Here is a 21,144-nt window from a genome sequence, read left to right as displayed (position 1 = left end):
TTGAAGACCTCAAAAACTGCCCAACTGAAGGGCTTGAATGACACTGCCCGGCACTAAGGCCGGGCAGTGTATGGAACGATCTGCTGCCGACCTTAGAGTTCGCGAGCTTGCTGCCAGGAAAGGTCGAGGATGGCGCTGGTGTCGAACGGTTTACCATCGCGGGTCTTGAGCGACCCGAGATCCTGAAGGATGTCGGCCAGTTCCTGGATACGCTCCAGGTCCTCGCTGCCCAGCTTGGCGCTAAAGGTCTGAGTGGCGATGGCTTCTTCAATGACCACTTCGCGAGGCAGGTCACCACGATTGAGGGTCTTGAGCGTCGGTTCGGCAATGAAGTAGTCAGCGATGAGCTTCGCCGCTTCGGCCGGCTGATTTTCCAGCATGTCGATCGCCTCTCGCTGGGCGTCCAGCGATTGCCACACCGCCTCCTTGCGCTTCTCCAAGGTCTCGCCGGAAGTGATTACAACCATGCAGGGAAATGGCCAGACCTCGCCAATCTCGTAGATCTGCTTCACAGGAGCCACGAGTTGAGCGATGCGATCATAGGGTTCGAAGAGGAACGCTGCATCGGCACGCCCTGAAACAAGGGACTGCACCGCCACCGCCGGGCTGGTGCCCATGATGTTCACCTCACTCGGAGCAAGGTTGGCGGCTTTCAGCGTCACGCCGCGCAGGACTGCGTCGGCTGTGCTGCCCTCTTTCTGAGAGGCGAGAATTTTGCCCTTCAGGTCATTGATCTTCTCGATGCCACTACCTTCACGCGCCACGATCGAGTGGTAGCCCTGCTGTGCACCACCAACAACTTTAAGATCAGCGCCCTTCGAGGCCCATGCAACCGCATTGGTGAACCCGAGAACCCCTGTATCCAACTGGCCACCGATGATGGCCTTGATCAAATCGGTACCGGAGCTGAACTCGACCAGCTCGACATCAAGGCCATGCTTCTTGTACAGCCCCCCTTCGTAGGCAACCATCGCCTGGGCATCATCCATGACACGGATATAGCCGACCTTGAACGTTTCTTGTGCGTGCGCGAAGGTGCTCAACAGCAACAATGCGGAAACCAGCCAGTGTCTAGCCTTCATCATCGACCTCAAGTTCGTAGGCATCATTAGCTATATAACCAAAATCAAGCATGTAATAAGTTTTGGTTATTAAGCATTTCTGGCTTAGAACTTTACACGAAGTTCTTTGGGGTAGGCACTACTTAGCAGCCATAAGCCACTAACCCAGAGTTATAAGTTCATGTCTGCTGGGCCCGGCCCGCTCTCCGTCACGATGATCACAGCGTGATGGTCTTTCGCCCGGCCAACGCGTGAGCAAGGGTGCCGCCATCGACCAGATCGAGCTCGCCACCCAGCGGTACACCGTGCGCAATACGGCTGAGCGTCAATCCCTTCGGGATCAGTAACTGCGCGATGTAATGGGCAGTGGCCTCGCCTTCTACGGTCGGGTTGGTTGCCAATATCGCCTCGCTGAAATTACCTTCAGCCACGCGCACCAGGAGTTCGGGAATGCCGATAGCTTCGGGGCCGAGGCCATCGAGTGGGGACAAATGCCCCTTGAGAACGAAGTAGCGGCCGCGAAACCCTGTCTGTTCTACGGCGAACACATCCACCGGGCTTTGCACGATACACAGCAGTGAGTCATCCCGCCGCGGGTCGGCGCACTGCGGACAGAGTGCCTCCTCGCTCAGCGTACGACATTGCTGGCAATAGCCCACCTCTTCCATCGCTCGAGTCAACGCCTGGGCCAATCGGAGCCCGCCGCTGCGGTCACGCTCAAGCATTTGCAGTGCCATACGCTGAGCGGTTTTTTGCCCTACACCAGGCAGAACGCGCAGCGCATCGATAAGTTGACGAATAAGCGGGCTGAAAGACATGGAATTCACCGGAGCGGGGATGATACGAGGAGACAGGACGGCCGGGCCTCGAGCCGTGAAGACCGCCTGATCCTGGCGGTTTCACGGCTCGCATGGTCCGCCGATCGGGTGTCAGAGCGACACCCGGGCTGGATCAGAAAGGCATTTTGAAGCCCGGTGGCAACTGCATGCCATCGGTCATGCCCGCCATTTTTTCCTTGCTGTTCTGCTCGATCTTGCGCACCGCGTCATTCACCGCAGCGGCAATCAGGTCTTCGAGAATTTCCTTGTCTTCCTGCATCAGGCTGTCGTCCAGGCTGACGCGCTTGACGTCGTGTCGACCGTTCATCACGACACTCACCAGGCCGGCACCGGATTGACCGGTTACCTCAGCGTTGGCGAGCTCCTCTTGCATTTTCTGCATTTTTTCCTGCATCTGCTGCGCCTGCTTCATCAGGCCGGCCATGCCACCTTTCATCATGGGATCTACCTCGGATCAGGGTTCGGAGTGTTCTACGGGTTCGATGGTACCGTCGCGAATAACTGCGGCGAACTGTTGCATCAGTTGCTGCACTACGGGGTCGGTCTGGATCGACTGCTCTGCCGCTCGCTGACGCTCGCCGCGGCGGCGTGCAGCGGCCTGGGCAGGCGTTTCCTGTTGCGGTGTCTGCAGCTCGATATCGAGTTGCAATGTGCGCCCGTGGTATTGATTCAACGCATCGTTCAAGCGCCGATGCTGAGTCGCATTGAACAGAGCACTTTGCGCCGGATCCAAGTGCATGAGCCAGCGATCGCCATCTATGGATATCAATGTACAGTTGGCCGCAATGCTGCCGGTCAGACCGCCCAAGCCAAGCTTCAGATAGATATCGAGCCACTCGGCAGCCAAGCCGGTCGCAGGTTGAACCGCGGGCGCCGGCTCGACGGCCTGCGGCTCCAACGCCAGATCGTCCAGCCCATCGAGATAAGCCTCGGCCTGGGTTTCAACCTCGAAATAGTCCTCGTCGGTCAACGGCGGCTCGTCATCGTCCGGCTCGCTTACCTCGACCACTGCAGCCAGATGCTCCGGCTCGCCAATGGGCTCGACCCTTTGTTCCAGGGCCTCGCTTTCCACCGCGACCGGCGGCGTAACGGGCGGTTCGTTCCAAGGCACATCGACAACCGGCGGAACAGGTTCCGGCTTTGTGGGCTCGGGTGTCGCATCAACCGGCACGGCACTCGTAGTGGATAACGGTTCTGGAGCAGGAACGGCGGCTGCCGAAGCGGGCCGCGGCTCTGCCTGCTGAGCGGGCTGAGGGGTAACGGCAGCAGGCTGCGCGGGTGCCTTCGGCACTACAACCGGATCACGAACCGGTACAGCCGATGCCGCTGTACCGGCCACATCCGTTGTTCTGGAATCAGTCGTGGCCGGACTGATCCCCAAGCTCTTTAGTGATGTTCGCGGCGCGTCTTCGCTATCGGCAGGCCGGAACGCGAGCATGCGCAACAGGACCATTTCGAAGCCGCTGCGCGGATCGGGTGCCAGCGGCAGGTCACGTCGACCGATCAGACCCATCTGGTAATAGAACTGTACATCCTCGGCCGGCAGTGCCTGCGCCAGCGCCAACACCCGATCACGATCGCCCTGGCCGTTGTCTACCGCGTCCGGCAACGCCTGAGCGACAGCGACACGGTGTAGCACGTTGAGTATTTCCGCCAGAACGCCGCCCCAGTCAGGCCCTTGTTCGGCAAGATGGCGAACCGCCTCCAGCAGCGCCCGGGCATCGCCTTCCAACAGCGCCTGCAATACGCCATACACCTGCCCGTGATCGAGAGTTCCCAGCATGCTGCGGACATCGGCCGCGAGCACCTTACCCTCACCGAATGCGATAGCCTGATCGGTCAGACTCATGGCATCGCGCATCGAGCCGTCGGCGGCGCGCCCCAGCAACCAGAGGGCATCTTCCTCGAAAGGCACCTGCTCGACACCGAGCACATGGGTCAAGTGCTCGACCACGCGCTCGGGAGGCATGTTCTTCAGCGAGAACTGCAAGCAGCGCGAGAGGATGGTCACCGGCAGCTTCTGCGGGTCCGTCGTGGCCAGCAGAAACTTGACGTGGGGCGGCGGCTCTTCGAGGGTCTTGAGCAGCGCATTGAACGAATGCGACGACAGCATGTGCACTTCGTCGATCAAATAGACCTTGTAGCGACCGCGGCTGGGTGCGTACTGCACATTGTCCAAAAGCTCGCGGGTATCCTCGACCTTGGTGCGGCTTGCAGCGTCAACCTCGATCAGGTCGACGAAACGGCCCTCGTCGATCTCTCGGCAGACCGAGCATTCGCCACAGGGCATGGAACTGATGCCGGTCTCGCAATTGAGGCACTTGGCGATGATTCGCGCGATGGTGGTCTTGCCGACCCCGCGCGTGCCGGTGAACAGGTAGGCATGGTGCAGGCGCTGGCTGTCCAGCGCATTGATCAGGGCCTTGAGCACGTGCGTCTGCCCGACCATTTCGCGGAACGAGCGCGGACGCCATTTACGGGCTAGTACCTGATAACTCATAACACCATCGCGGGATAAAGCAGAGGACGGGTAATGCTAGCGGAGCAGGCCGCAAATTGCATCCGGCCTGTCGCCCGGAACCCGAATGTGCATCGCAATCGCGGACAAAGCCCGATCAGCGCTTCAAGGTCGCCCCGAGGGCTCCCACCAGCTGTTCCAGCTGCGGCTGGCTGGAGCTGATCTGGATCTGCAAGCTGTCTATTTCTCGACGCTGCGGGTATTGCTTGCGTAGCTGATCGAAGCCGATCCGACGCTGCTCTTCACCCTCGCACAAGCTGCGGCGAAAGGCAGCGTCATCCCTGCGTGGGTCGTAGATAGCTCGGCAGATCGTCGCCAAGACGTCGCCGGGCTCGGCCGAGGCATCGAATAAGAGCCCCCGAAGCGGCGTAACAGGCATCAATTCGGACAGTGCGACTTTAGGCTCCAGACCTCGACTGGCGCAAAACGCCTGATAGATCTGGGCCGTTCCGCGCAGCTTGCCGTCCAGGCTGTAGCCGGCGATATGCGGTGTCGCGATCCAGCAGAGCTCCGCCAGTTCGACATCGACCTGCGGCTCCCCCTCCCAGACATCGAGCACGGCCTGGGTGTCTGGCCTTTGGGCCAGCAGTTCGCGCAAGGCGGCATTATCGACGACCGCACCACGGGCGGCATTAATCAACCAAGCGCCGGGACGCAACTGCGACAGGCGAGCGCTATCGAACAAATGGAACGTCGAATGTTCGCCTTCCAGCGTCAGCGGTGTGTGCAGACTGATGACGTCGCACTCTTCGAGTATTTCATCCAGGCCGACGAACTCACCGATCTCGCGCGCCTGGCGCGGTGGATCGCAGACACGTACATCCCAACCCAGGCCACGCAGAACTTTCACCAGCCTGCCGCCGACTTCTCCGGCCCCAACCACGCCATAACGGCGATCACTCAGTGACACACCTTCCCCCTCGGCCAGCGCCAACAAGCTGCCGAGTACGTAGTCGACTACACCACGGGCATTGCATCCCGGCGCACTCGCCCAATCGATACCTGCCTCTTCGAAGTAATCGACGTCCAAATGGTCCGTACCGATGGTGCAGGTGCCTACGAAGCGCACGGCGCTCCCTTCCAGAAGCTCGCGGTCGACCCGGGTGACGGAACGAACCAGCAGCACCTCAGCCTGTTCGAGCGCTGCTCTATTGATGCTTCGGCCCGGCATACGTCGAATCTCGCCATGCTCTGCAAAAAAGGCTTCGACCAATGGAATGTTTTCGTCGGCAAGAATACGCATTAGCGGGCTCCGTCATTGATCGGCCCATTCTAGACCGCGTCGAGCCGCTCTGCTGCCTTCCCGAGCGCCACTCTCGCGGCGTAGACTAGTCCGCTTCTGTATACAATCCGGAAAACACGCAATGCCCACTGAGTTGAAACTCAGACGAGTCCGCGTAGAACTGCGCACGCTCTTTGCCCTCGCATTACCAATGATGATCGCCCAACTAGCGAACACCGCCATGGGTTTCGTCGACACGCTGATGGCCGGGCGTGTCAGCCCGCGTGATCTTGCCGCGGTCGCCTTGGGCAACTCCATCTGGGTTCCAGTGTTCTTGTTGGTGACCGGAGTCATTCTGGCGACCACGCCCAACGTCGCTCAGCGCTTCGGCAGTAGTCAGCATGAACAGATCGGGCCGCTGGTCCGGCAGGCGCTGTGGATGGGGTTCGGTATCGGATCGCTGTTCGCGCTGCTGATGTGGAATGCCGAACCGGTGCTGCATCTGATGCAAGTCGAGCCGGCGCTGATCGATCCCACCATGGCCTACTTGCGGGCAGTCGCCTGCGGTTTTCCGGCGGTGGCTCTGTATCAGGTGCTGCGCTGTTTCAGCGACGGGCTCGGTCACACCCGACCAAGCATGGTGGTGGGTCTTCTCGCGCTGACCCTAAATATCCCGCTGAACTACATTTTCATCTACGGCAAGCTGGGCCTGCCAGCCATGGGCGGCGTTGGCTGCGGCTGGTCGACAGCGCTGGTCATGGGTTTCATGTTGTTGGCCATGCTGTTCTGGGTGCGGCGAGCCGAGTATTACCAGTCAAGCCGGCTATTCGCCCGTTTCGATTGGCCGCAATGGTCGGTGCTGAGTCGCCTGCTTTCGGTTGGCGTGCCGATCGGCGTTGCGGTCTTCGCCGAGGCCAGCATCTTCTCGGTCATCGCCTTGTTGATTGGCGGTCTGGGAGCGACCGTCGTCGCCGGGCACCAGATTGCGCTGAACTTCACCTCGCTTATCTTCATGATTCCTTTGTCGCTGGGGATGGCCATCACCATCCGCATCGGCCAAGCGCTCGGGCGCGGCGCACCGCGAGACGCACGTTTCGTCGCCGGATTAGGGATCGTATCGAGCCTGGCCTATGCCTGCTTCTCGGCGGGTAGCATGCTGCTGTTCAGCGAGCAGATCGCCCGAATCTATACCACCGATCCGGCGGTTATCGCGGTCGCTGCCAGCCTGTTCTTTTATGCCGCGCTGTTCCAGTTCTCAGATGTGGTGCAGGTTACTGCGGCAGGTGCGCTGCGCGGCTACCAGGACACGCGCATGACGATGATTTTCACGCTCTTCGCCTACTGGGGGATCGGTTTACCGGTGGGCTACGTGCTCGGCCTCACCGACAGGTTCGGCGACCCGAGCGGCCCGGCGGGCCTATGGCAGGGCTTGATCGCCGGTTTGAGTTGCGCCGCGATACTCCTGACCATCCGCCTGGTGCGCAGTGCCCGTCGCGAGATCCACCGACAGCCGTGTCGGGTCACCGCGTAGCAGCGGCCCGACTCGACACACTCACACCTCCAGCGCCAGCATGACCGCGCTCGCCAGCAGAAAGCCGCTGAACAGCAGACGAAGCAGGCGTTCCGGCAGTGCATGCGCCAGCCTGACGCCAAGGCTGATGCTCAGCAGACCGCCGATGGCGAGCGGTAATCCCAGAGCCCAGTCGACCTGCCCATGGGTCGCATAGGCGAACAAGGTGACCGCGGTGCTGGGAGCTGCCAGCGACAATGAAAGCCCCTGCGCCACGACCTGTGAAGTACCGAATACGGCGGTGAGCACCGGCGTAGCAAGCACCGCGCCACCGACGCCGAACAATCCGCCCAACGCCCCGGCACCAGCGCCCAACACGCCCAGCCACGGCCAGGGGTGACGCAGTTCGGTCCCGCCGGGATGCGGACGAAAGAAAACACGCGTTAGGGTGTAGATAGCCAAGGCAACGAGAAAGCCGACAAAGGCGATACGCATACGCCCAGCATCCAGAGATACCGCGACCGCCGCGCCGGCGATGGCGAAGCCGAAACTGGCGACGCCCAACGCTGCGGCGTGGCGCGGGTCGATTCGGTTGCGTTGGTGATAACGCCAGATCGCGAGCAGAACGTTAGGCACCACCATTACCAGCGCCGTGCCTTGCGCAACCTGCTGGTCCAGATCGAACAGCACGCCCAACACCGGAATTGCAATCAGCCCACCGCCGATCCCGAACAGGCCACCAAGGGTTCCCAACACCAGACCCAATACCGTGTTCAGCCCGAATCCGACGAAGTCCATGATTGCTTCCCGACAAAACCGCCATGCTACTCAGCGGCGCCTGGCAGGTATACGCACAGATGTGCACAATGGCTTTGCGATTTCCGCATAACCGAGCAACCCCTATGGATACCACTGCCCTCACAGACCAGTTCAGACTGTTTCTCGACGTGCTCGATACCGGCAGCTTCTCGGCCGCGGCCCGCCTGCATGCTCTCACGCCCTCTTCCGTCGCGCGCCGCATCGACTCGCTGGAGAGGTCACTCGCCTGTCAGCTAGTCAGCCGCAGCACGCATTCGATCAAGCCCACCGCCGCCGGACAGGCGTTTGCCGAGCGCGCCAGACGCATCGTCCATGAACTGCACCTGGCGCGGGCGGAAATGACGTCGCTGCAAAGTGCGCCGGAAGGTCGTATCCGCATCGATGCACCGGCTCCCTTCGGACGGCGCCATCTGGCGCCCGCGCTGGCCGACTTCCTGCAAGCCTACCCCGGCGTGGACATTCAGCTGCGATTGATCGACAGCTTCGTCGACTTGCAAGGTGAGCATCTGGGTGAGGTCGACCTGGTGCTGCGCATCGGCCCGCAGGCCGACACGCGCCTGGTCGCAACGCCTCTGGCGCCGCTGTTACGTATCCTCTGCGCCAGTCCGAACTACCTGCAAAGACGGGGTAGACCGCAGAGCGTTGCGGAGCTGCCGGAACATGACGGGCTGGACTGGGATGCGCTGGCGCCGCCGCATGCATGGCGGTTCGAGCATGAGGGCAAACGACAACTGTTGCGCCCGAGACGCCTGCGCATGGTTGCGAACAATGCAGAGGCATTGCTTTGCGGCACCTTGGCCGGACTGGGTATTGCGCATCTTCCGACCTGGCTGGTCAGCGACCACCTGCTCCGTGGCGAACTGCTGCCGTTGTTCTGCGAACAAGGCCTGCCAACGCCGGAGCCAAGCGGTATTTATGCCCTGCGACTGACTCGGGAAGCCGACTCTCGCAGCCGGCTGCTGCTGGAATTCCTGAAAAGCCGCTTTGGCCCGGTCCCACCTTGGGACCAGGCACTGCAAAGCGGACTCGGTTTTGGTTGAGCGAATCGATGATCAGACAGCGCAGCCTGAAAGTTCCTGCGTCACGCCCCAGCCATCGACCACGCCACCCAGCGGCTCGACCAGGTTCTCCAAGTCCTGTTCGAAGTCACCGATACCGTCGAAAGTGGCATACATCACCTTGCTGACCTGGAGGTCCCAGGCGCCGTCGTCACGGGGGGCAATCTGAGCATTGACGCATTCGCCACGAAAATTGCTGGCGGCCGCGCAGGCACGTTCACGGTCGGGAAACACGGCATAGAACTCTATCGGATGGACGCGGGAGAAATCGAATCCGCCCTCTTTCATCCTCAGAAGCACGTTGCCGCTTACATCCTCATGGAAGGTGGTACTCATAAAACAACCTCCTCTCACTCATGGATGAACGATTTCAGGAATGGATAGCCTTTGTTTTGCCTCGTTGCGGATACCGACTGGACAGCGCCAGCCGTGGGTTGCCTCGTTAATCGGAAGCCCGAAGCGGTATAAACCTTGCGGTATTTCTAATAGGCCTCTGCGGCGCCTGGGAGTTCGATCCAGCCGCGATACCGCGTCCGTGCCAGACGCGCTCGGACATTGCCTATGGTACGCAGCCGCGCTTCGAACATACGGCGTATGCATCGTCACCGCAATGGGTGCGTCGAGTCGCGGCGGGCGCTACGCCGTCCGAACCGATCCAGGTGCGCTGCAAAAAAGTCGCAGCGCACGAGGCAGTTTAGCTGTTGCTGGGCTTGTTGATGGCCTGCAATACATATTGAGGTAGCGCGAACGCGCCGAGATGGATGTGCGGGTTGTAATAACGGGTGACGATGCCGCTACCGGCGAAACGCTGGCAGAGGGTTTCCAGTGGCAGTTTGCGGCTGGCCGAGTCGCAGGCGCCCCAGGCGAAGGTCATGGCCCCACCGATGTAGGTGGGAACCGCAGCCTGGTAGAAGTGCCAGTCGGGGAACAGCCCGGTCATGCGCTTAGCGGTTGTCTGCACTTCGGCAAGTTGCATGAAGGGGGTGCCGTTCTGCGTGACCAGGATGCCGCCATCGTTGAGGCAGCGGCGGCATGCCTGGTAGAAGTTCTCCGAGAACAGGACCTCGCCCGGCCCGATGGGATCGGTCGAATCGGAAATGATCACGTCGAACTTTTCCTCGGTGGTCGCAACGAAGCGCATACCGTCATCAATAACCAAGTTCAGCCGCGGATCGTCGAACGCCCCTTTCGAATGCTCCGGCAGGAACTCCTTGCACATCTCGACCACGGTACCGTCGATCTCGACCATGGTGATGCTTTCGACATCGCGGTGCTTGGCGACTTCGCGCAGCATGCCGCCGTCACCACCACCAATGATCAGCACGCGCCGCGCCAAGCCATGGGCCAGGATCGGTACGTGGGTGAGCATCTCGTGATAGATGAACTCGTCCGCCTCGGTGGTCTGGATCACCCCGTCGAGCGCCATGACGCGGCCCATGCGGGCGTTTTCGAAAATGACCAGATGCTGATGCTCAGTGCGCACTTCGTGCAGCATCTTGTCGATCCTGAAGCGCTGGCCGTATCCCTCGTAGAGAGTTTCCTGATAGTCGCTCATGGGTGTTCTCCCGGATGGATAGCTAACAGACGAGCGGCGCAAGCCGTACGCTCGTACGTCGGCAAAGAGGCGCATTCTACTTTGGTCATATGACAGGTGGAACCATCTACTTTCAAAGCGCGTTCGGTGAAGACAACCCCATCAATGCTGGCTATCGTCGAACCATGACGCCCTTTTACCTGCCTTACCTCGCCCCTTGGAGCTGGTCGCAATTTCACCAGCATTTCGCCCTGCGCTTGCTACCCGGCGTGGAGGCGCTCGATTCCGAGTGCTACAGCCGCACCGTGCGGGCCGGCAACAGCGCTGGCTGGATCAGTGTTCGACCATTACCCGGACAAACTGTGCTCGAGCTGACGCTCAGCGATTCGCTACAAGAGCATGCCGCCCAGCTGGCGATCCGGGTTCGTAGGATGTTCGACCTCGACACCGATCCGGCGGTCATCGCGCGGCATTTCGCTGACGATCCGCTGCTCGGGCCGTTGGTCACCGCTAACCCCGGATTGCGCTTGCCCTCTGCGTTCGACCCTTTCGAACAAGCCGTGCGAGCCATCGTCGGCCAGCAAGTCACGGTCAAGGCCGCGGTGACCATCACCCGGCGTCTGGTGGAACGGCTCGGCGAGGAATTGCCCCAGGTAGCCGTATGTGGAGCTGGTGCCACGCTCCGGTTGTTTCCCAGCCCGCAAGCCATAGCCAGCGCCCAGCTGGAGAATATCGGCATGCCCGGAAAACGCGTTGCGACCTTGCAGCGCCTGGCCGCAGCGGTGGCCGATGGTGCGCTCGAACTTCACATCGGGGACGGCGCGGACGAGCTGGTCAAGCGGCTCTGCGCGCTACCGGGAATCGGTCCGTGGACGGCCGAGTACATCGCCCTGCGCGGGTTCGGCGAAGCGGACGCCTTTCCGGTGGCCGACCTTGGCCTGCTCAAGGCGCCGCTATGGGGCCCCCAAGGCATCACTGCCAGACAGTTGCTGGCCCGCTCGCAAGCCTGGCGACCCTGGCGGGCCTACGCCGCCGTGCACATCTGGCAGAACTACGGCAGCGCCTTGCCGGAGCCCAAGCACAAGGAGGCTAAGGCGGTGCGATCCTCGCCAGCACCCGGGGTGGATCGCCGAGTGGCAGAGCCAGGATCAAGCCCTCACCGGAACGGGGAAAGATGCCGGTCAGCGCGGTAATGTTGACCTGATGAGTCACGAGCACCACGGGCAGTGCCGCTGGCAGTGAATCGAGCCGCTGGCGCAACGCAGCGGTCTGCGCGGCCTCTCGGCCTGGCTCGGCGAAGAACGAATCAAGCGCCGGCAACGGCTCGACCGAAGCCAGCCCCATCTGCTGCGCGGTTTCCAATGCCCGGCACCAACGACTGCTGAGCACTCTCGCGTTGGAAAGACCTTTCTTGCGAAGCAAGTCGCCCCAGCGCTGCGCCTCCAACCGCCCCGCTTCGTCCAGATTGCGCTGAGTGGTGCAATCCCCAAGCACAAAGTCGGGCGGATCGCCGAATCCGGGCGCCGTGGCGTGACGCAGAATCAGCACCGCTCTTCCCTCACGCAACATTGACCAAGCTGCGTCCTCTTCAGCGAACGCACCAAACGCCCCTGATAGCAGCAAGGCGACGACCAGCGCACGCACGTTACAACCTGACCTTACCGAAATGCCCAGCCGCAACGAACCACATGATCAACCCCACGACTGGTAGCAACGCGACAACCAGACTCCAGATGATCTTGCGTCCCACCTCGATACGACTGCGCCAGACCTGGAAGATCGCCAGCGCGTCAGCGACCAGCACGATCAGGGCCAGCAGCGTGCTCCAGCTCTCCACGTGTCAGGGCCTCAAGTTCCGGTCATCGGGGCGATTGCCGCGGGGCCCCATGATGCCCCAGATGATCAGCCCCAGAACCGGCAGGATGACGATCAACAACACCCACAGGGCCTTTTTGCCGGTGGTGCTATCGCTACGCAGTACGCTGACAATGGCCCAGATATCCAGTGCCAGGATAAGCAGGCCGAAAATACCGCCGAAGGCATCGGTCATGACAAGACTCCAATTACGGTGAGTTCGTAATTAGGATGCCTGGGCGGTTTGAGGGTTCAGGCGATCCGCTCAGTAGCCGGCCGGATCGATCGCTTCGAAGCTGTCGACCGCCACGTGCCCGGCCAGCTCGCCGCCCTCGCGAACCAGACCGCAGGTGTGCATACCCGCCTCACGTGCGGCATCCAGCTCTTCCACCACGTCAGATAGGAACAGGATTTCATTGCCCGGAAGGCCTATAGCGGCAGCGATTCGCCCGTATGAATCGGCCTCGCGCTTGTGACCACTGCCGGTGTCGAAATAACCGGAGAACAACGGTGTCAGATCACCCACCTCGGCGCAGCCGAAAATCAGCTTCTGCGCCTGAATCGATCCGGAGGAATACACGTACAGCGCATATCCCTGCTCGTGCCAGCGGCGCAACGCCTGCACCGCATCCGGATAGACATGGCCCTTGAGCTGGCCGGCGCGATAGCCTTGGGCCCAGACCATGCCTTGCAGCGCTTTCAGCGGCGTCGCCTTGCGGTCGGCGGCAATCCACTCCAGCAGTATCTCAACGACGCGCTCGATGCCCGCTTCCGGCTCACCACTCTCACGCCGTACCGCCTCTATCTGCTCCGCCACGGCGGGTTCTGCCGAATGATTGCGAACGAACGCTGGCAAATGCTCACGGGCATAAGGAAACAGCACGTCGAAGACGAAGCTCACCGCACTGGTAGTCCCTTCGATATCGGTGAGGATGGCTTTGATCGGCATCTTCAGTCCTCCAGCCGTGGGAAGCGGCCGGCGATATCTTCACCGGTGAATTGCGCAACCCAGCCCTCGGGATTGTTGAACAGGCGGATGGCAACGAAGTGCGGATTCTCCCCCATATCGAACCAGTGCCGGGTACCGGCTGGCACGGAGATCAGGTCGTTCTTTTCGCACAGCACGGCATATACTTTGTCCTCGATGTGCAATGTGAAGAGCCCGCGGCCGGCGACGAAGAAGCGCACCTCGTCTTCGGCATGGCGGTGCTCTTCGAGGAACTTGGCTCGCAGTTCGGCCTTCTGCGGGTGATCGCTGTTCAGGCTGATCACATCGACGGTGACGTAGCCGCGCTCACTCATCAGCCGGTCGATCTGCGGACGATAGGCGGCAATCACCTCTTCGGAACTGGCACCGGCTCCAATCGGCGCGCTGGCTTCCCAGCGCTCGAGATGCACACCGACCTCGGCCAGTGTGGCGGCGATGTCGTCGACGTGAGTGAGAACCTTGAGTGGCTGCTCGGGAACACTGTCCTGATAAACGCTGAGGATGCTCATGGTGGTTGTCTCCGGCGGGAATGGCTGTCCCGGACCTGTCATCGGTTATTCGGACACGCGCTGCGTGCGACAAAAATAGGTGCAGGCTTACACCCGCTGCAGGGTGCGCATCTTTAATTCACATTCGAACAGAAACTCGAACGCCTCGATTTGCCGCAGTGCGTCGTTCATTTGTGCGCCCCAGGTATACAGACCGTGCCCACGGATCAGATAACCGACGCAATCGGGATGCTCGTCGAGCCAGGGTTGAACGCGTGAGGCGAGTCGATCGATGTCCTGGTCGTTGTCGAAAATCGGCACCAAAATCTGGGATTCGTGGGTCGCGATGCCGCTGAATGCCTTCTGCAGCTCGTAGTCGGCGAACACCAGCGAATCGCTCAGGCAAAGGCGCGAAAGCACGGTAGCGTTGACCGAGTGAGTGTGTAGCACGGCACCGATTTCCGGCTTCCAGCGATACAGCTGAGTGTGCAGCAGGGTCTCGGCCGATGGCTTCTTGCCCGCTTCCAGGCTGCGGCCCTCCATATCGACGGCCAGCAGGTCATCGACTGTCAATTGGCCTTTGTGCTTGCCGGAAACGGTCAGCAGCGCTTCGCTGCAGGTCAGACGCGCCGAATAGTTGCTGCTGGTTGCCGGCGACCAGCCGCGGCCATAGAGAAAATGGCCCGCGTCGATGATGGCCTGCGACAAGTGTTCACGAATGGCGGTCATGCCCGGTTCTCCTGCTTGGGGATGACAATGATAACGGCTGCGGCCAGTGCCGCCAGACTGGCGATAGCGAAGGTCCATAGCGGGCCGAGGCTGGCCCAGCTATAGCCGGAGTAAAGCGCACCCAGCGCCCCACCGACGCCGGCCAGCGTTGCATACAGCGCTTGCCCCTGCCCTTGCTGCCGGTGACCGAAGCTGCGTTGAACGAAATGGATCGCAGCTGCATGAAAGCTGCCAAACGTCGCCGCGTGCATCAGTTGCGCCACCAGCAGCACGCCCAGATAATCGGCCAGCGTGCCCAGCAACAGCCAGCGTATTGCCGCCAGCACGAAACTTGCCGCCAGAACCTGGCGCAACGAGAAGCGCGCCAACAAGTTGGCCATCACCAGGAAAATCAGAATCTCGGCAATTACACCCAGGGCCCACAACAGCCCGATGGTGCTTCGACCATATCCGAGCGCCTCGAGATGAATGGTGAAAAAGGTGTAATAAGGCCCATGGCTGACCTGCATCAGCCCCACACAGGTGAAGAACGCCAGCACACCCGGACGACAGAGCTGACGGACAAAGCCGCCCTGCCCGGCCAGCTCCGGTCGCTGCTCGGGCACGGCATTGGGTACCCACGCACTGCTGATGAGGATGCCGATCATCACCACCATCACCGCCATGGGATAGATATCCAGGCTCAGCCGCTCGAACAACGCACCAAGCCCCACCACCGCAACGATGAAACCGACACTGCCCCACAGGCGGATCTGGCTGTAGCGGGACGCCTGCCCACGCAGGTGGGCCAGGGTGATGACTTCGAATTGCGGAAGCACGGCATGCCAGAAGAACGCATGCAGCGCCATCACCAACGCGAGCCAGGCGTAGCTTTTGCTGAAGAAGATCAGACCGAACGAGAGCAGCGTACAGAGCGCGCCGATGCGCACGATCGCCAGCCGTCGCCCCGTGACGTCACCAAGCCAGCCCCACAGATTCGGCGCCAGACAGCGCATCAGCATCGGGATGGCGACCAGTTCGCCAATACGCTCGGCGGCGAAGCCCAGGTGGTCGAAGTACAGTCCGAGAAAGGGCGCGGCTGAGCCGAGCAGCGCGAAGTAGAAAAAATAGAAGCCGGACAGGCGCCAGTACGGAAGAGCAGCAGTCATAAGCGAGAAGCCATGGGCTGAAAGCAAAGCAATTCGATACCGGAGCGAGCGCTTGGGTCATCGTCCAGCTTCAAAATTCCAGCTTCATGCTCAGATTTGCCCCAACACCGGCGTGCCCACTAGCACGTCGGCATTCTGCCCGCGGTGGCGTAACAGATGATCCAGCAACACGATGGCCATCATCGCTTCGGCGATTGGCGTGGCGCGGATACCGACACAGGGATCGTGTCGGCCTTTGGTAATGACTTGCACCGGATTGCCGTCGGTATCGATCGAGCGTCCCGGCGTGGTGATGCTGGACGTCGGCTTGAGCGCCAGATGCGCAACGATCGGCTGACCGGAAGAGATGCCGCCCAGCACGCCGCCGGCATTGTTCGACAGGAAACCTTCCGGGGTCATCTCGTCACGGTGCTCGGTCCCGCGCTGGGCGACACTGGCGAAACCGGCACCGATCTCCACGCCCTTGACGGCGTTGATGCTCATCAGGGCATGCGCCAGGTCGGCGTCCAGGCGATCGAAGATCGGCTCGCCAAGACCGGGCGGGACACCGTCGGCGACGACGCTGATCTTCGCACCGACCGAGTCCTGATCGCGTCGCAACTGGTCCATGTAGACTTCGAGTTCCGGCACTTTGTCCGGGTCGGGACTGAAGAAAGCGTTCTGCTCGACGCTGTCCCAGCTCTTGAATGGAATATCGATCGGTCCGAGCTGGCTCATGTAGCCGCGCACCTGGATACCCAGGGTCGCCAGGTACTTCTTGGCGATGGCACCGGCGGCGACGCGCATCGCCGTTTCGCGCGCCGAGCTGCGTCCACCGCCCCGGTAATCGCGCAGACCATACTTATGGTGATAGCTATAGTCGGCATGGGCAGGACGAAACTGGTCCTTGATGGCCGAGTAATCCTTGGACTTCTGGTCGGTGTTGCGAATCAGCAAGCCGATCGGGCAACCGGTGGTGCGCCCGTCGAACACCCCGGAGAGAATCTCCACCTCGTCCGCTTCCTGGCGCTGGGTGGTATGTCGGCTGGTGCCGGGCTTGCGTCGATCGAGGTCTCGCTGCAGATCCTCAACGGTCAGTTCCAACCCTGGAGGGCAACCGTCGACGATGGCGACCAGCGCCGGACCATGGCTTTCGCCAGCAGTGGTGACGGTGAACAGCTTGCCGTATGTGTTGCCGGACATGCAGGGCGCTCCGCGATCGACCTAAACAGGGGCCGGAAGTATACCCGAGCCGCTGCAGGTTTCACCGCCCCTCACGGCGGCGCATACTGCTGATCGGCGAACCAATCCGCTCGCCTCGTATCCAACCCGCTCCGCCGACGGTTGATTTCCTGCTCATGCGTTTCCTCTTATTGCTCACTTTCCTCGCCATGCTCACGCCCCATACCCAGGCCCAGACCCTGCTGCACCAGGCGATGACCCTGCATGTGTCCGATGGCAACCTGCATGGCAGCCTGCTCCTGCCGAAGACCGCCGAACCCTTGCCGGTTGCCCTGCTGATCGCCGGATCGGGCCCCACCGACCGCGACGGCAACAATCCCATGGGCCGTAACGATAGCCTCAAGCGATTGGCACAAGCGCTTGCCAGACGGGGTATGGCTAGCCTGCGCTATGACAAGCGCGGGGTTGGCCGGAGTCTGGCGGCGGCGCCAGACGAGCGTCAGTTGAGCGTGGATCGCTATGTCGCGGATGCGGTAGCCTGGACAAGATTGTTGAAGGCGGACCCGCGTTTCTCCAAGGTTGTGCTGATCGGCCACAGCGAGGGCGCATTGATTGCCAGCCTGGCGGAGCCTGTCGTGAAACCCGACGCATTGATCAGCATTGCAGGCAGCGGCGTGCCCATCGACCTGCTGTTACGCGAACAGCTACAGGGACGTCTGCCACCACCGCTACTGGCGACCGCGCAGTACCTGATCGACGAGATCAAGGCGGGACGCACGCACGAGCAGGTGCCGGAGGCACTGCAAGTCCTGTTCCGTCCGAGCGTACAGCCCTATCTGATCACCCTGTTCGATCAGGATCCAGCCGGGGCGTTCGCCAGCACGACGGCGCCTGCGCTGATCATCCAGGGAACGCATGACATCCAGGTTGGACGCGACGATGCCTACGCCTTGCAGCGTGCCAGGGAAGACGCCGAGTTGGTGCTGATCCCAGGAATGAACCATGTCCTGCGCATCGTTCCGATGGAGCGCGACCGGCAGAGGGCATCCTACAACCAACCCGAACTGCCCATCGCACATGCCCTGCCTGAGCAGATCAGCCAATTCCTGCACAAACATAGCGTATTGCCACCATCCAGTTAGTCATCCGTCGGCCGATACGCTCCGTGCCTGCCGCAACGACTCGACCGCACAGGCCCAGGACGCCGACATGACCGATAGCTCACCAGCACCAACCGACAGTGAGGCCCAAACGCCCGCCGCACCGCAGCCGCATCCTTGGGCAACTCTTGCTCCGGATCGTTTTCGATTGCTGCGCCTGTCGCCATTGCCCACCGACAGAGATACCGGTACGCGGCCGCTGAGGTTCGTTGAGCTGGCCCAGATCGAGCGGCACACACAACAGCAAAGCCTGTTGCGGCTTTTCGTCCGATTGCCCGGTCAGATCCTCTCGAAGAAGCACAACGTTCTGGAAATCTGGGCGGATCATCGTGCCAAGGAGGTGCGCTTCGGCCCCGACTCCGGTCTGCACTTGGAGCCGGCCAACCGCGGCCTCGGACGCTTTCTCCTGGCGCAGGGAGCGCTCTGGGCGCAAAAACGCTGGGCGCACTATCTGGTGGAAGGCGGTGCACTCCCGACGAAGGACATAACCGGCAATGACATGCGCCTGCGACGCGACCATTGCCTGCTGAGCCAGGGTTTCGAAGTGCTGTATGCAGACCCTCAGCAACTCAAGGCAACCTACGGGGCCCCTCGGGTCAGCACGTTGCGCCCTGATTGGAACAACGACAAAGTACAGATCATCGAGCTGACGGACGCCGCGGCAATGCTCGAACAAGCCGATCGCAACCTGCTGGAGCAGGAAAGCACGATCCGCGACATGCAGGAACGTCTGAACAGATTCCGCCGCGAAGATGGCGGCCTCAGGTTCACCATCGCTTGCCTCATTGCATTCGCGCTTTTCCAGGCGGGACTGCTGATATGGATCGCGACCCGCTGACCGCACCGCCACCCAGTGTGAGGGCGCCTGCTTCTGCTATCCCTTGAGCCGCTCGCGAAACAGTGCCTGGTGCTCGCGGCACTGGTTCGCGGCGAGCAGAAACACGCCATGGCCACCGTCGGTGAATTCCAGCCAGGTGAAATCCACTTCGGGATAAAGCGCCGCTACATGCACCTGGCTGTTACCGACCTCCACGATCAGGGAGCCGGTTTCGGTGAGGTGATCCGCGGCCTCGGCCAGCATGCGCCGCACCAGATCCAGCCCATCCTCGCCGCAGGCCAGCCCCAACGCCGGCTCATGATGGTATTCCTCGGGCATGTCGGCAAAGTCTTCGGCATCGACGTAAGGCGGGTTGGATACGATCAGGTCGAAGCGCTGCTTCGGCAAGCCGTTGAATCCGTCGCTCTGCACCGTATAGACCCGGTCCTCCAGCCCATGCTGCTCGATGTTGCGGTTGGCCACTTCGAGCGCGTCGAAGGACAGGTCTGCCAACACCACCTCGGCATCGAGGAACTCATAGGCGCAGGCAATGCCGATACAACCGGAGCCAGCACAGAGATCGAGAATTCGCGCGGGGTTCTGCGCGAGCCAGGGCTCGAAGCGGCGCTCGATCAATTGCCCAATCGGTGAGCGTGGAATCAGTACACGCTCGTCGACGATGAATGGGAGCCCACAGAACCAGGCCTGTCCAAGCAGATAGGCGGTGGGCACACGCTGCTCGATCCGCCGGCGCAACAAACCCTGCAGATGCTCCCGCTCATCATCTTCAAGACGACAATCGAGATAGCTATCAGCCATTTCCCAAGGCAAATGCAGAGCGCCGAGCACCAGCTGACGAGCCTCGTCCCACGCGTTGTCCGTGCCGTGTCCGAAGAACAGTTGCTCGGCATGGAAGCGGCTGACCGCCCAGCGAATGTGGTCACGCAAGGTGCGCAAGCGGGAAAGCGAAGCGGTCACGAATCATCTCCTGTCAAAAGCACGGAAGTTTAGCCGATGGTCCCGAGAGTTTCTCAGCGTAATCTGGCGGCCGTAGTGGCTTATTGCCTGTCATCGCCGATTCAGATGGCGAATTCATTACCTTGGGCTGTTCACATATCGCTCAACTGGCGCCACAATCATGCCCCTCTCAAAACAAGGAGTCAGTCATGTCCAAGCCACAGACCATGCTTCAGCTCAGTGGCCGCAGTTATGCACCGGCGACTCTGGCTAACGCGACCCTTGTGGTCATTGACGTTCAGGAAGAATATCGGACAGGGACCCTCGCACTACCGAACCTGAACTCAGCGCTCGAGGAAATCAGCACTTTGTTGGCCACGGCCCGCGAGGCTGGCGCCCCCGTCGTGCATGTTCATCATCTCGGTATTCCAGGCGGGCTCTTTGATCCACAAGGGCTACGCGGTCAGATCATGCCGGAGGCGGCTCCGCTTCCCGGCGAAACCGTGATTGGCAAAACGCTACCCAATGCCTTTGCCGGCACCAAACTGCACGAACTGCTACAGCAGCATGGGCGACTGGACCTCATCGTCTGCGGTTTCATGACCCACTCCAGCGTGAGCACCACAGTCCGCGCGGCGAAAGACTATGGCTATCGCTGCACCCTGGTCGACAAGGCCTGCGCCACCCGTGATCTGCCGATGGGAGACGGTGCGATCGACGCGGCACAGGTGCATCGCATGGAAATGACCATCCTCGCGGACAACTTCGCCGTTTGCGTGACCGATGCTGGAGCACTGACTTAAGCCTTCGAGCCGCAAAGCGTTACCCGACATGATGAACCTGACCGGACAGTCCCGGTCATAGCCAGCTCTGACGAGGTAACCGGAATGAAACGAACCGATGGATTCGATGCACGCCGCCTCCGGCCTCGCCAACAGCGTAGCTGGGGCGCACGCCTCGGAGCAGCGCTCGGCCTGTTGCTGATCGTTTTCGGCTTGCTCATGACCGGCTCCGGCGCAATACCCCTGTTCAGCGACAACGAGGCACTAGCCAACTTGGCGCTGGATCGCGAAGCGGCCGTGACACTGATCATCCTCGGCCTGATCCTACTCATGCTCGGCATGTTCATCCGGCGCCGCGTTCGTCGACGCTTGAATGAACCCGGCGGTCTGAGCCTGTCCCCCAAACTGAAGAACAGGCGCTGATTGCGCAGCCGCATCGCCCGGACCCGCCTGCGCCGGAGAAGCGGTGATGACAAAAACTTTGGGGTAAAATCGCCCG

24 protein-coding genes are annotated in these 21,144 nt (G+C 61.3%); 7 read left to right on the top strand and 17 right to left on the bottom strand.

Going from position 1 to position 21,144, the window contains the following annotated elements; genetic code table 11:
- Positions 1-92: 92 nt before the first annotated feature.
- The 5 genes from ACL0K2_RS21880 to pdxB all read right to left on the bottom strand — a co-directional run bounded on the left by ACL0K2_RS21880 (position 93) and on the right by pdxB (position 5,661).
- Positions 93-1,082: an ABC transporter substrate-binding protein gene (locus ACL0K2_RS21880; RefSeq protein WP_045161462.1), complete on the bottom strand. Its 990-nt coding sequence runs from the start codon at positions 1,080-1,082 to the stop codon at positions 93-95.
- A gap of 197 nt (positions 1,083-1,279) precedes the next feature.
- On the bottom strand, positions 1,280-1,879 hold the full coding sequence (gene recR, locus ACL0K2_RS21875) for a recombination mediator RecR (RefSeq protein WP_045161461.1): 600 nt from the start codon (positions 1,877-1,879) through the stop codon (positions 1,280-1,282).
- Positions 1,880-2,012: 133 nt separating this feature from the next.
- On the bottom strand, positions 2,013-2,339 hold the full coding sequence (locus ACL0K2_RS21870; protein WP_025241324.1) for a YbaB/EbfC family nucleoid-associated protein: 327 nt from the start codon (positions 2,337-2,339) through the stop codon (positions 2,013-2,015).
- A 15-nt stretch (positions 2,340-2,354) separates the two neighbouring features.
- Positions 2,355-4,400, bottom strand: a complete 2,046-nt coding sequence (gene dnaX / locus ACL0K2_RS21865) for a DNA polymerase III subunit gamma/tau (RefSeq protein ID WP_413043407.1) — start codon at positions 4,398-4,400, stop codon at positions 2,355-2,357.
- A 115-nt stretch (positions 4,401-4,515) separates the two neighbouring features.
- On the bottom strand, positions 4,516-5,661 hold the full coding sequence (gene pdxB / locus ACL0K2_RS21860) for a 4-phosphoerythronate dehydrogenase PdxB (protein WP_045161458.1): 1,146 nt from the start codon (positions 5,659-5,661) through the stop codon (positions 4,516-4,518).
- A 121-nt stretch (positions 5,662-5,782) separates the two neighbouring features.
- Here pdxB and ACL0K2_RS21855 point away from each other — a divergent pair, with 121 nt between their 5' ends.
- A complete protein-coding gene (locus ACL0K2_RS21855) occupies positions 5,783-7,171 on the top strand; it encodes an MATE family efflux transporter (protein ID WP_045161457.1) in 1,389 nt (462 codons plus the stop codon).
- A 21-nt stretch (positions 7,172-7,192) separates the two neighbouring features.
- Here ACL0K2_RS21855 and ACL0K2_RS21850 read toward each other — a convergent pair whose 3' ends face one another.
- Entirely contained in the window at positions 7,193-7,948 is a 756-nt protein-coding gene (locus ACL0K2_RS21850; protein ID WP_045161456.1) for a sulfite exporter TauE/SafE family protein, read from the bottom strand.
- Positions 7,949-8,052: 104 nt separating this feature from the next.
- On the opposite strand from ACL0K2_RS21850, the gene ACL0K2_RS21845 reads away from it, so the two are divergent.
- A complete protein-coding gene (locus ACL0K2_RS21845) occupies positions 8,053-9,009 on the top strand; it encodes a LysR family transcriptional regulator (protein ID WP_045161455.1) in 957 nt (318 codons plus the stop codon).
- A 12-nt stretch (positions 9,010-9,021) separates the two neighbouring features.
- On the opposite strand, the gene ACL0K2_RS21840 is transcribed toward ACL0K2_RS21845, so the two are convergent.
- Together ACL0K2_RS21840 and speE are read right to left on the bottom strand one after the other, a co-directional pair.
- Positions 9,022-9,363, bottom strand: a complete 342-nt coding sequence (locus tag ACL0K2_RS21840) for a ribonuclease E inhibitor RraB (RefSeq protein ID WP_045161454.1) — start codon at positions 9,361-9,363, stop codon at positions 9,022-9,024.
- A gap of 358 nt (positions 9,364-9,721) precedes the next feature.
- Positions 9,722-10,582 carry a polyamine aminopropyltransferase gene (gene speE, locus ACL0K2_RS21835; protein WP_045161453.1) on the bottom strand — a complete coding sequence of 287 codons (861 nt, stop codon included), beginning with the start codon at positions 10,580-10,582 and terminating at the stop codon, positions 9,722-9,724.
- 164 nt (positions 10,583-10,746) lie between these two features.
- Here speE and ACL0K2_RS21830 point away from each other — a divergent pair, with 164 nt between their 5' ends.
- Positions 10,747-11,754 carry a DNA-3-methyladenine glycosylase family protein gene (locus ACL0K2_RS21830; protein WP_080890573.1) on the top strand — a complete coding sequence of 336 codons (1,008 nt, stop codon included), beginning with the start codon at positions 10,747-10,749 and terminating at the stop codon, positions 11,752-11,754.
- On the opposite strand, the gene ACL0K2_RS21825 is transcribed toward ACL0K2_RS21830, so the two are convergent.
- The 8 genes from ACL0K2_RS21825 to aroC form a co-directional block, all read right to left on the bottom strand.
- Positions 11,651-12,205, bottom strand: coding sequence for a histidine phosphatase family protein (locus tag ACL0K2_RS21825; protein ID WP_080890567.1), 555 nt, complete (start codon positions 12,203-12,205; stop codon positions 11,651-11,653). The genes ACL0K2_RS21830 and ACL0K2_RS21825 overlap by 104 nt on opposite strands.
- Position 12,206: 1 nt before the next feature.
- Positions 12,207-12,398 carry a PLDc N-terminal domain-containing protein gene (locus ACL0K2_RS21820; RefSeq protein ID WP_045161451.1) on the bottom strand — a complete coding sequence of 64 codons (192 nt, stop codon included), beginning with the start codon at positions 12,396-12,398 and terminating at the stop codon, positions 12,207-12,209.
- 3 nt (positions 12,399-12,401) lie between these two features.
- A complete protein-coding gene (locus ACL0K2_RS21815; protein ID WP_021207933.1) occupies positions 12,402-12,611 on the bottom strand; it encodes a PLD nuclease N-terminal domain-containing protein in 210 nt (69 codons plus the stop codon).
- Between the two features lie 69 nt (positions 12,612-12,680).
- The gene (mtnC, locus tag ACL0K2_RS21810) at positions 12,681-13,364 is read right to left on the bottom strand and encodes an acireductone synthase (RefSeq protein ID WP_045161449.1); all 684 of its coding nucleotides are present in this window, start codon (positions 13,362-13,364) and stop codon (positions 12,681-12,683) included.
- 2 nt (positions 13,365-13,366) lie between these two features.
- Positions 13,367-13,912 (bottom strand): 1,2-dihydroxy-3-keto-5-methylthiopentene dioxygenase, encoded by a 546-nt coding sequence (locus ACL0K2_RS21805; protein ID WP_045161448.1) that lies wholly within the window; start codon positions 13,910-13,912, stop codon positions 13,367-13,369.
- A gap of 87 nt (positions 13,913-13,999) precedes the next feature.
- Complete coding sequence (locus ACL0K2_RS21800) at positions 14,000-14,620, bottom strand: methylthioribulose 1-phosphate dehydratase (RefSeq protein WP_045161446.1); 621 nt, start codon at positions 14,618-14,620, stop codon at positions 14,000-14,002.
- Entirely contained in the window at positions 14,617-15,768 is a 1,152-nt protein-coding gene (locus ACL0K2_RS21795) for an MFS transporter (protein WP_045161444.1), read from the bottom strand. The genes ACL0K2_RS21800 and ACL0K2_RS21795 overlap by 4 nt, the downstream gene beginning before the upstream one ends.
- Positions 15,769-15,858: 90 nt before the next feature.
- Positions 15,859-16,950 carry a chorismate synthase gene (gene aroC, locus ACL0K2_RS21790; protein ID WP_239612018.1) on the bottom strand — a complete coding sequence of 364 codons (1,092 nt, stop codon included), beginning with the start codon at positions 16,948-16,950 and terminating at the stop codon, positions 15,859-15,861.
- A gap of 155 nt (positions 16,951-17,105) precedes the next feature.
- Here aroC and ACL0K2_RS21785 point away from each other — a divergent pair, with 155 nt between their 5' ends.
- Both ACL0K2_RS21785 and ACL0K2_RS21780 read left to right on the top strand, forming a co-directional pair.
- Positions 17,106-18,071 (top strand): alpha/beta hydrolase family protein, encoded by a 966-nt coding sequence (locus ACL0K2_RS21785; protein WP_045161441.1) that lies wholly within the window; start codon positions 17,106-17,108, stop codon positions 18,069-18,071.
- A 67-nt stretch (positions 18,072-18,138) separates the two neighbouring features.
- On the top strand, positions 18,139-18,927 hold the full coding sequence (locus tag ACL0K2_RS21780; RefSeq protein ID WP_413043406.1) for a hypothetical protein: 789 nt from the start codon (positions 18,139-18,141) through the stop codon (positions 18,925-18,927).
- A gap of 36 nt (positions 18,928-18,963) precedes the next feature.
- On the opposite strand, the gene prmB is transcribed toward ACL0K2_RS21780, so the two are convergent.
- Positions 18,964-19,884: a 50S ribosomal protein L3 N(5)-glutamine methyltransferase gene (gene prmB, locus ACL0K2_RS21775; protein ID WP_413043405.1), complete on the bottom strand. Its 921-nt coding sequence runs from the start codon at positions 19,882-19,884 to the stop codon at positions 18,964-18,966.
- Positions 19,885-20,072: 188 nt separating this feature from the next.
- Between prmB and ACL0K2_RS21770 the strand changes: the two genes are divergently transcribed.
- Positions 20,073-20,666, top strand: a complete 594-nt coding sequence (locus tag ACL0K2_RS21770; protein ID WP_045161438.1) for a cysteine hydrolase family protein — start codon at positions 20,073-20,075, stop codon at positions 20,664-20,666.
- Positions 20,667-20,750: 84 nt separating this feature from the next.
- The gene (locus ACL0K2_RS21765; RefSeq protein WP_045161437.1) at positions 20,751-21,068 is read left to right on the top strand and encodes a hypothetical protein; all 318 of its coding nucleotides are present in this window, start codon (positions 20,751-20,753) and stop codon (positions 21,066-21,068) included.
- Positions 21,069-21,144 lie beyond the last annotated feature (76 nt).

The organism is Pseudomonas sp. YJ42 (assembly GCF_047225135.1).
In the GTDB taxonomy this organism is placed as follows: domain Bacteria; phylum Pseudomonadota; class Gammaproteobacteria; order Pseudomonadales; family Pseudomonadaceae; genus Stutzerimonas; species Stutzerimonas stutzeri_E.
The sequence above is the reverse complement of the archived record's forward strand: the minus strand, read 5'-3'. Positions and strand labels throughout refer to the sequence as shown.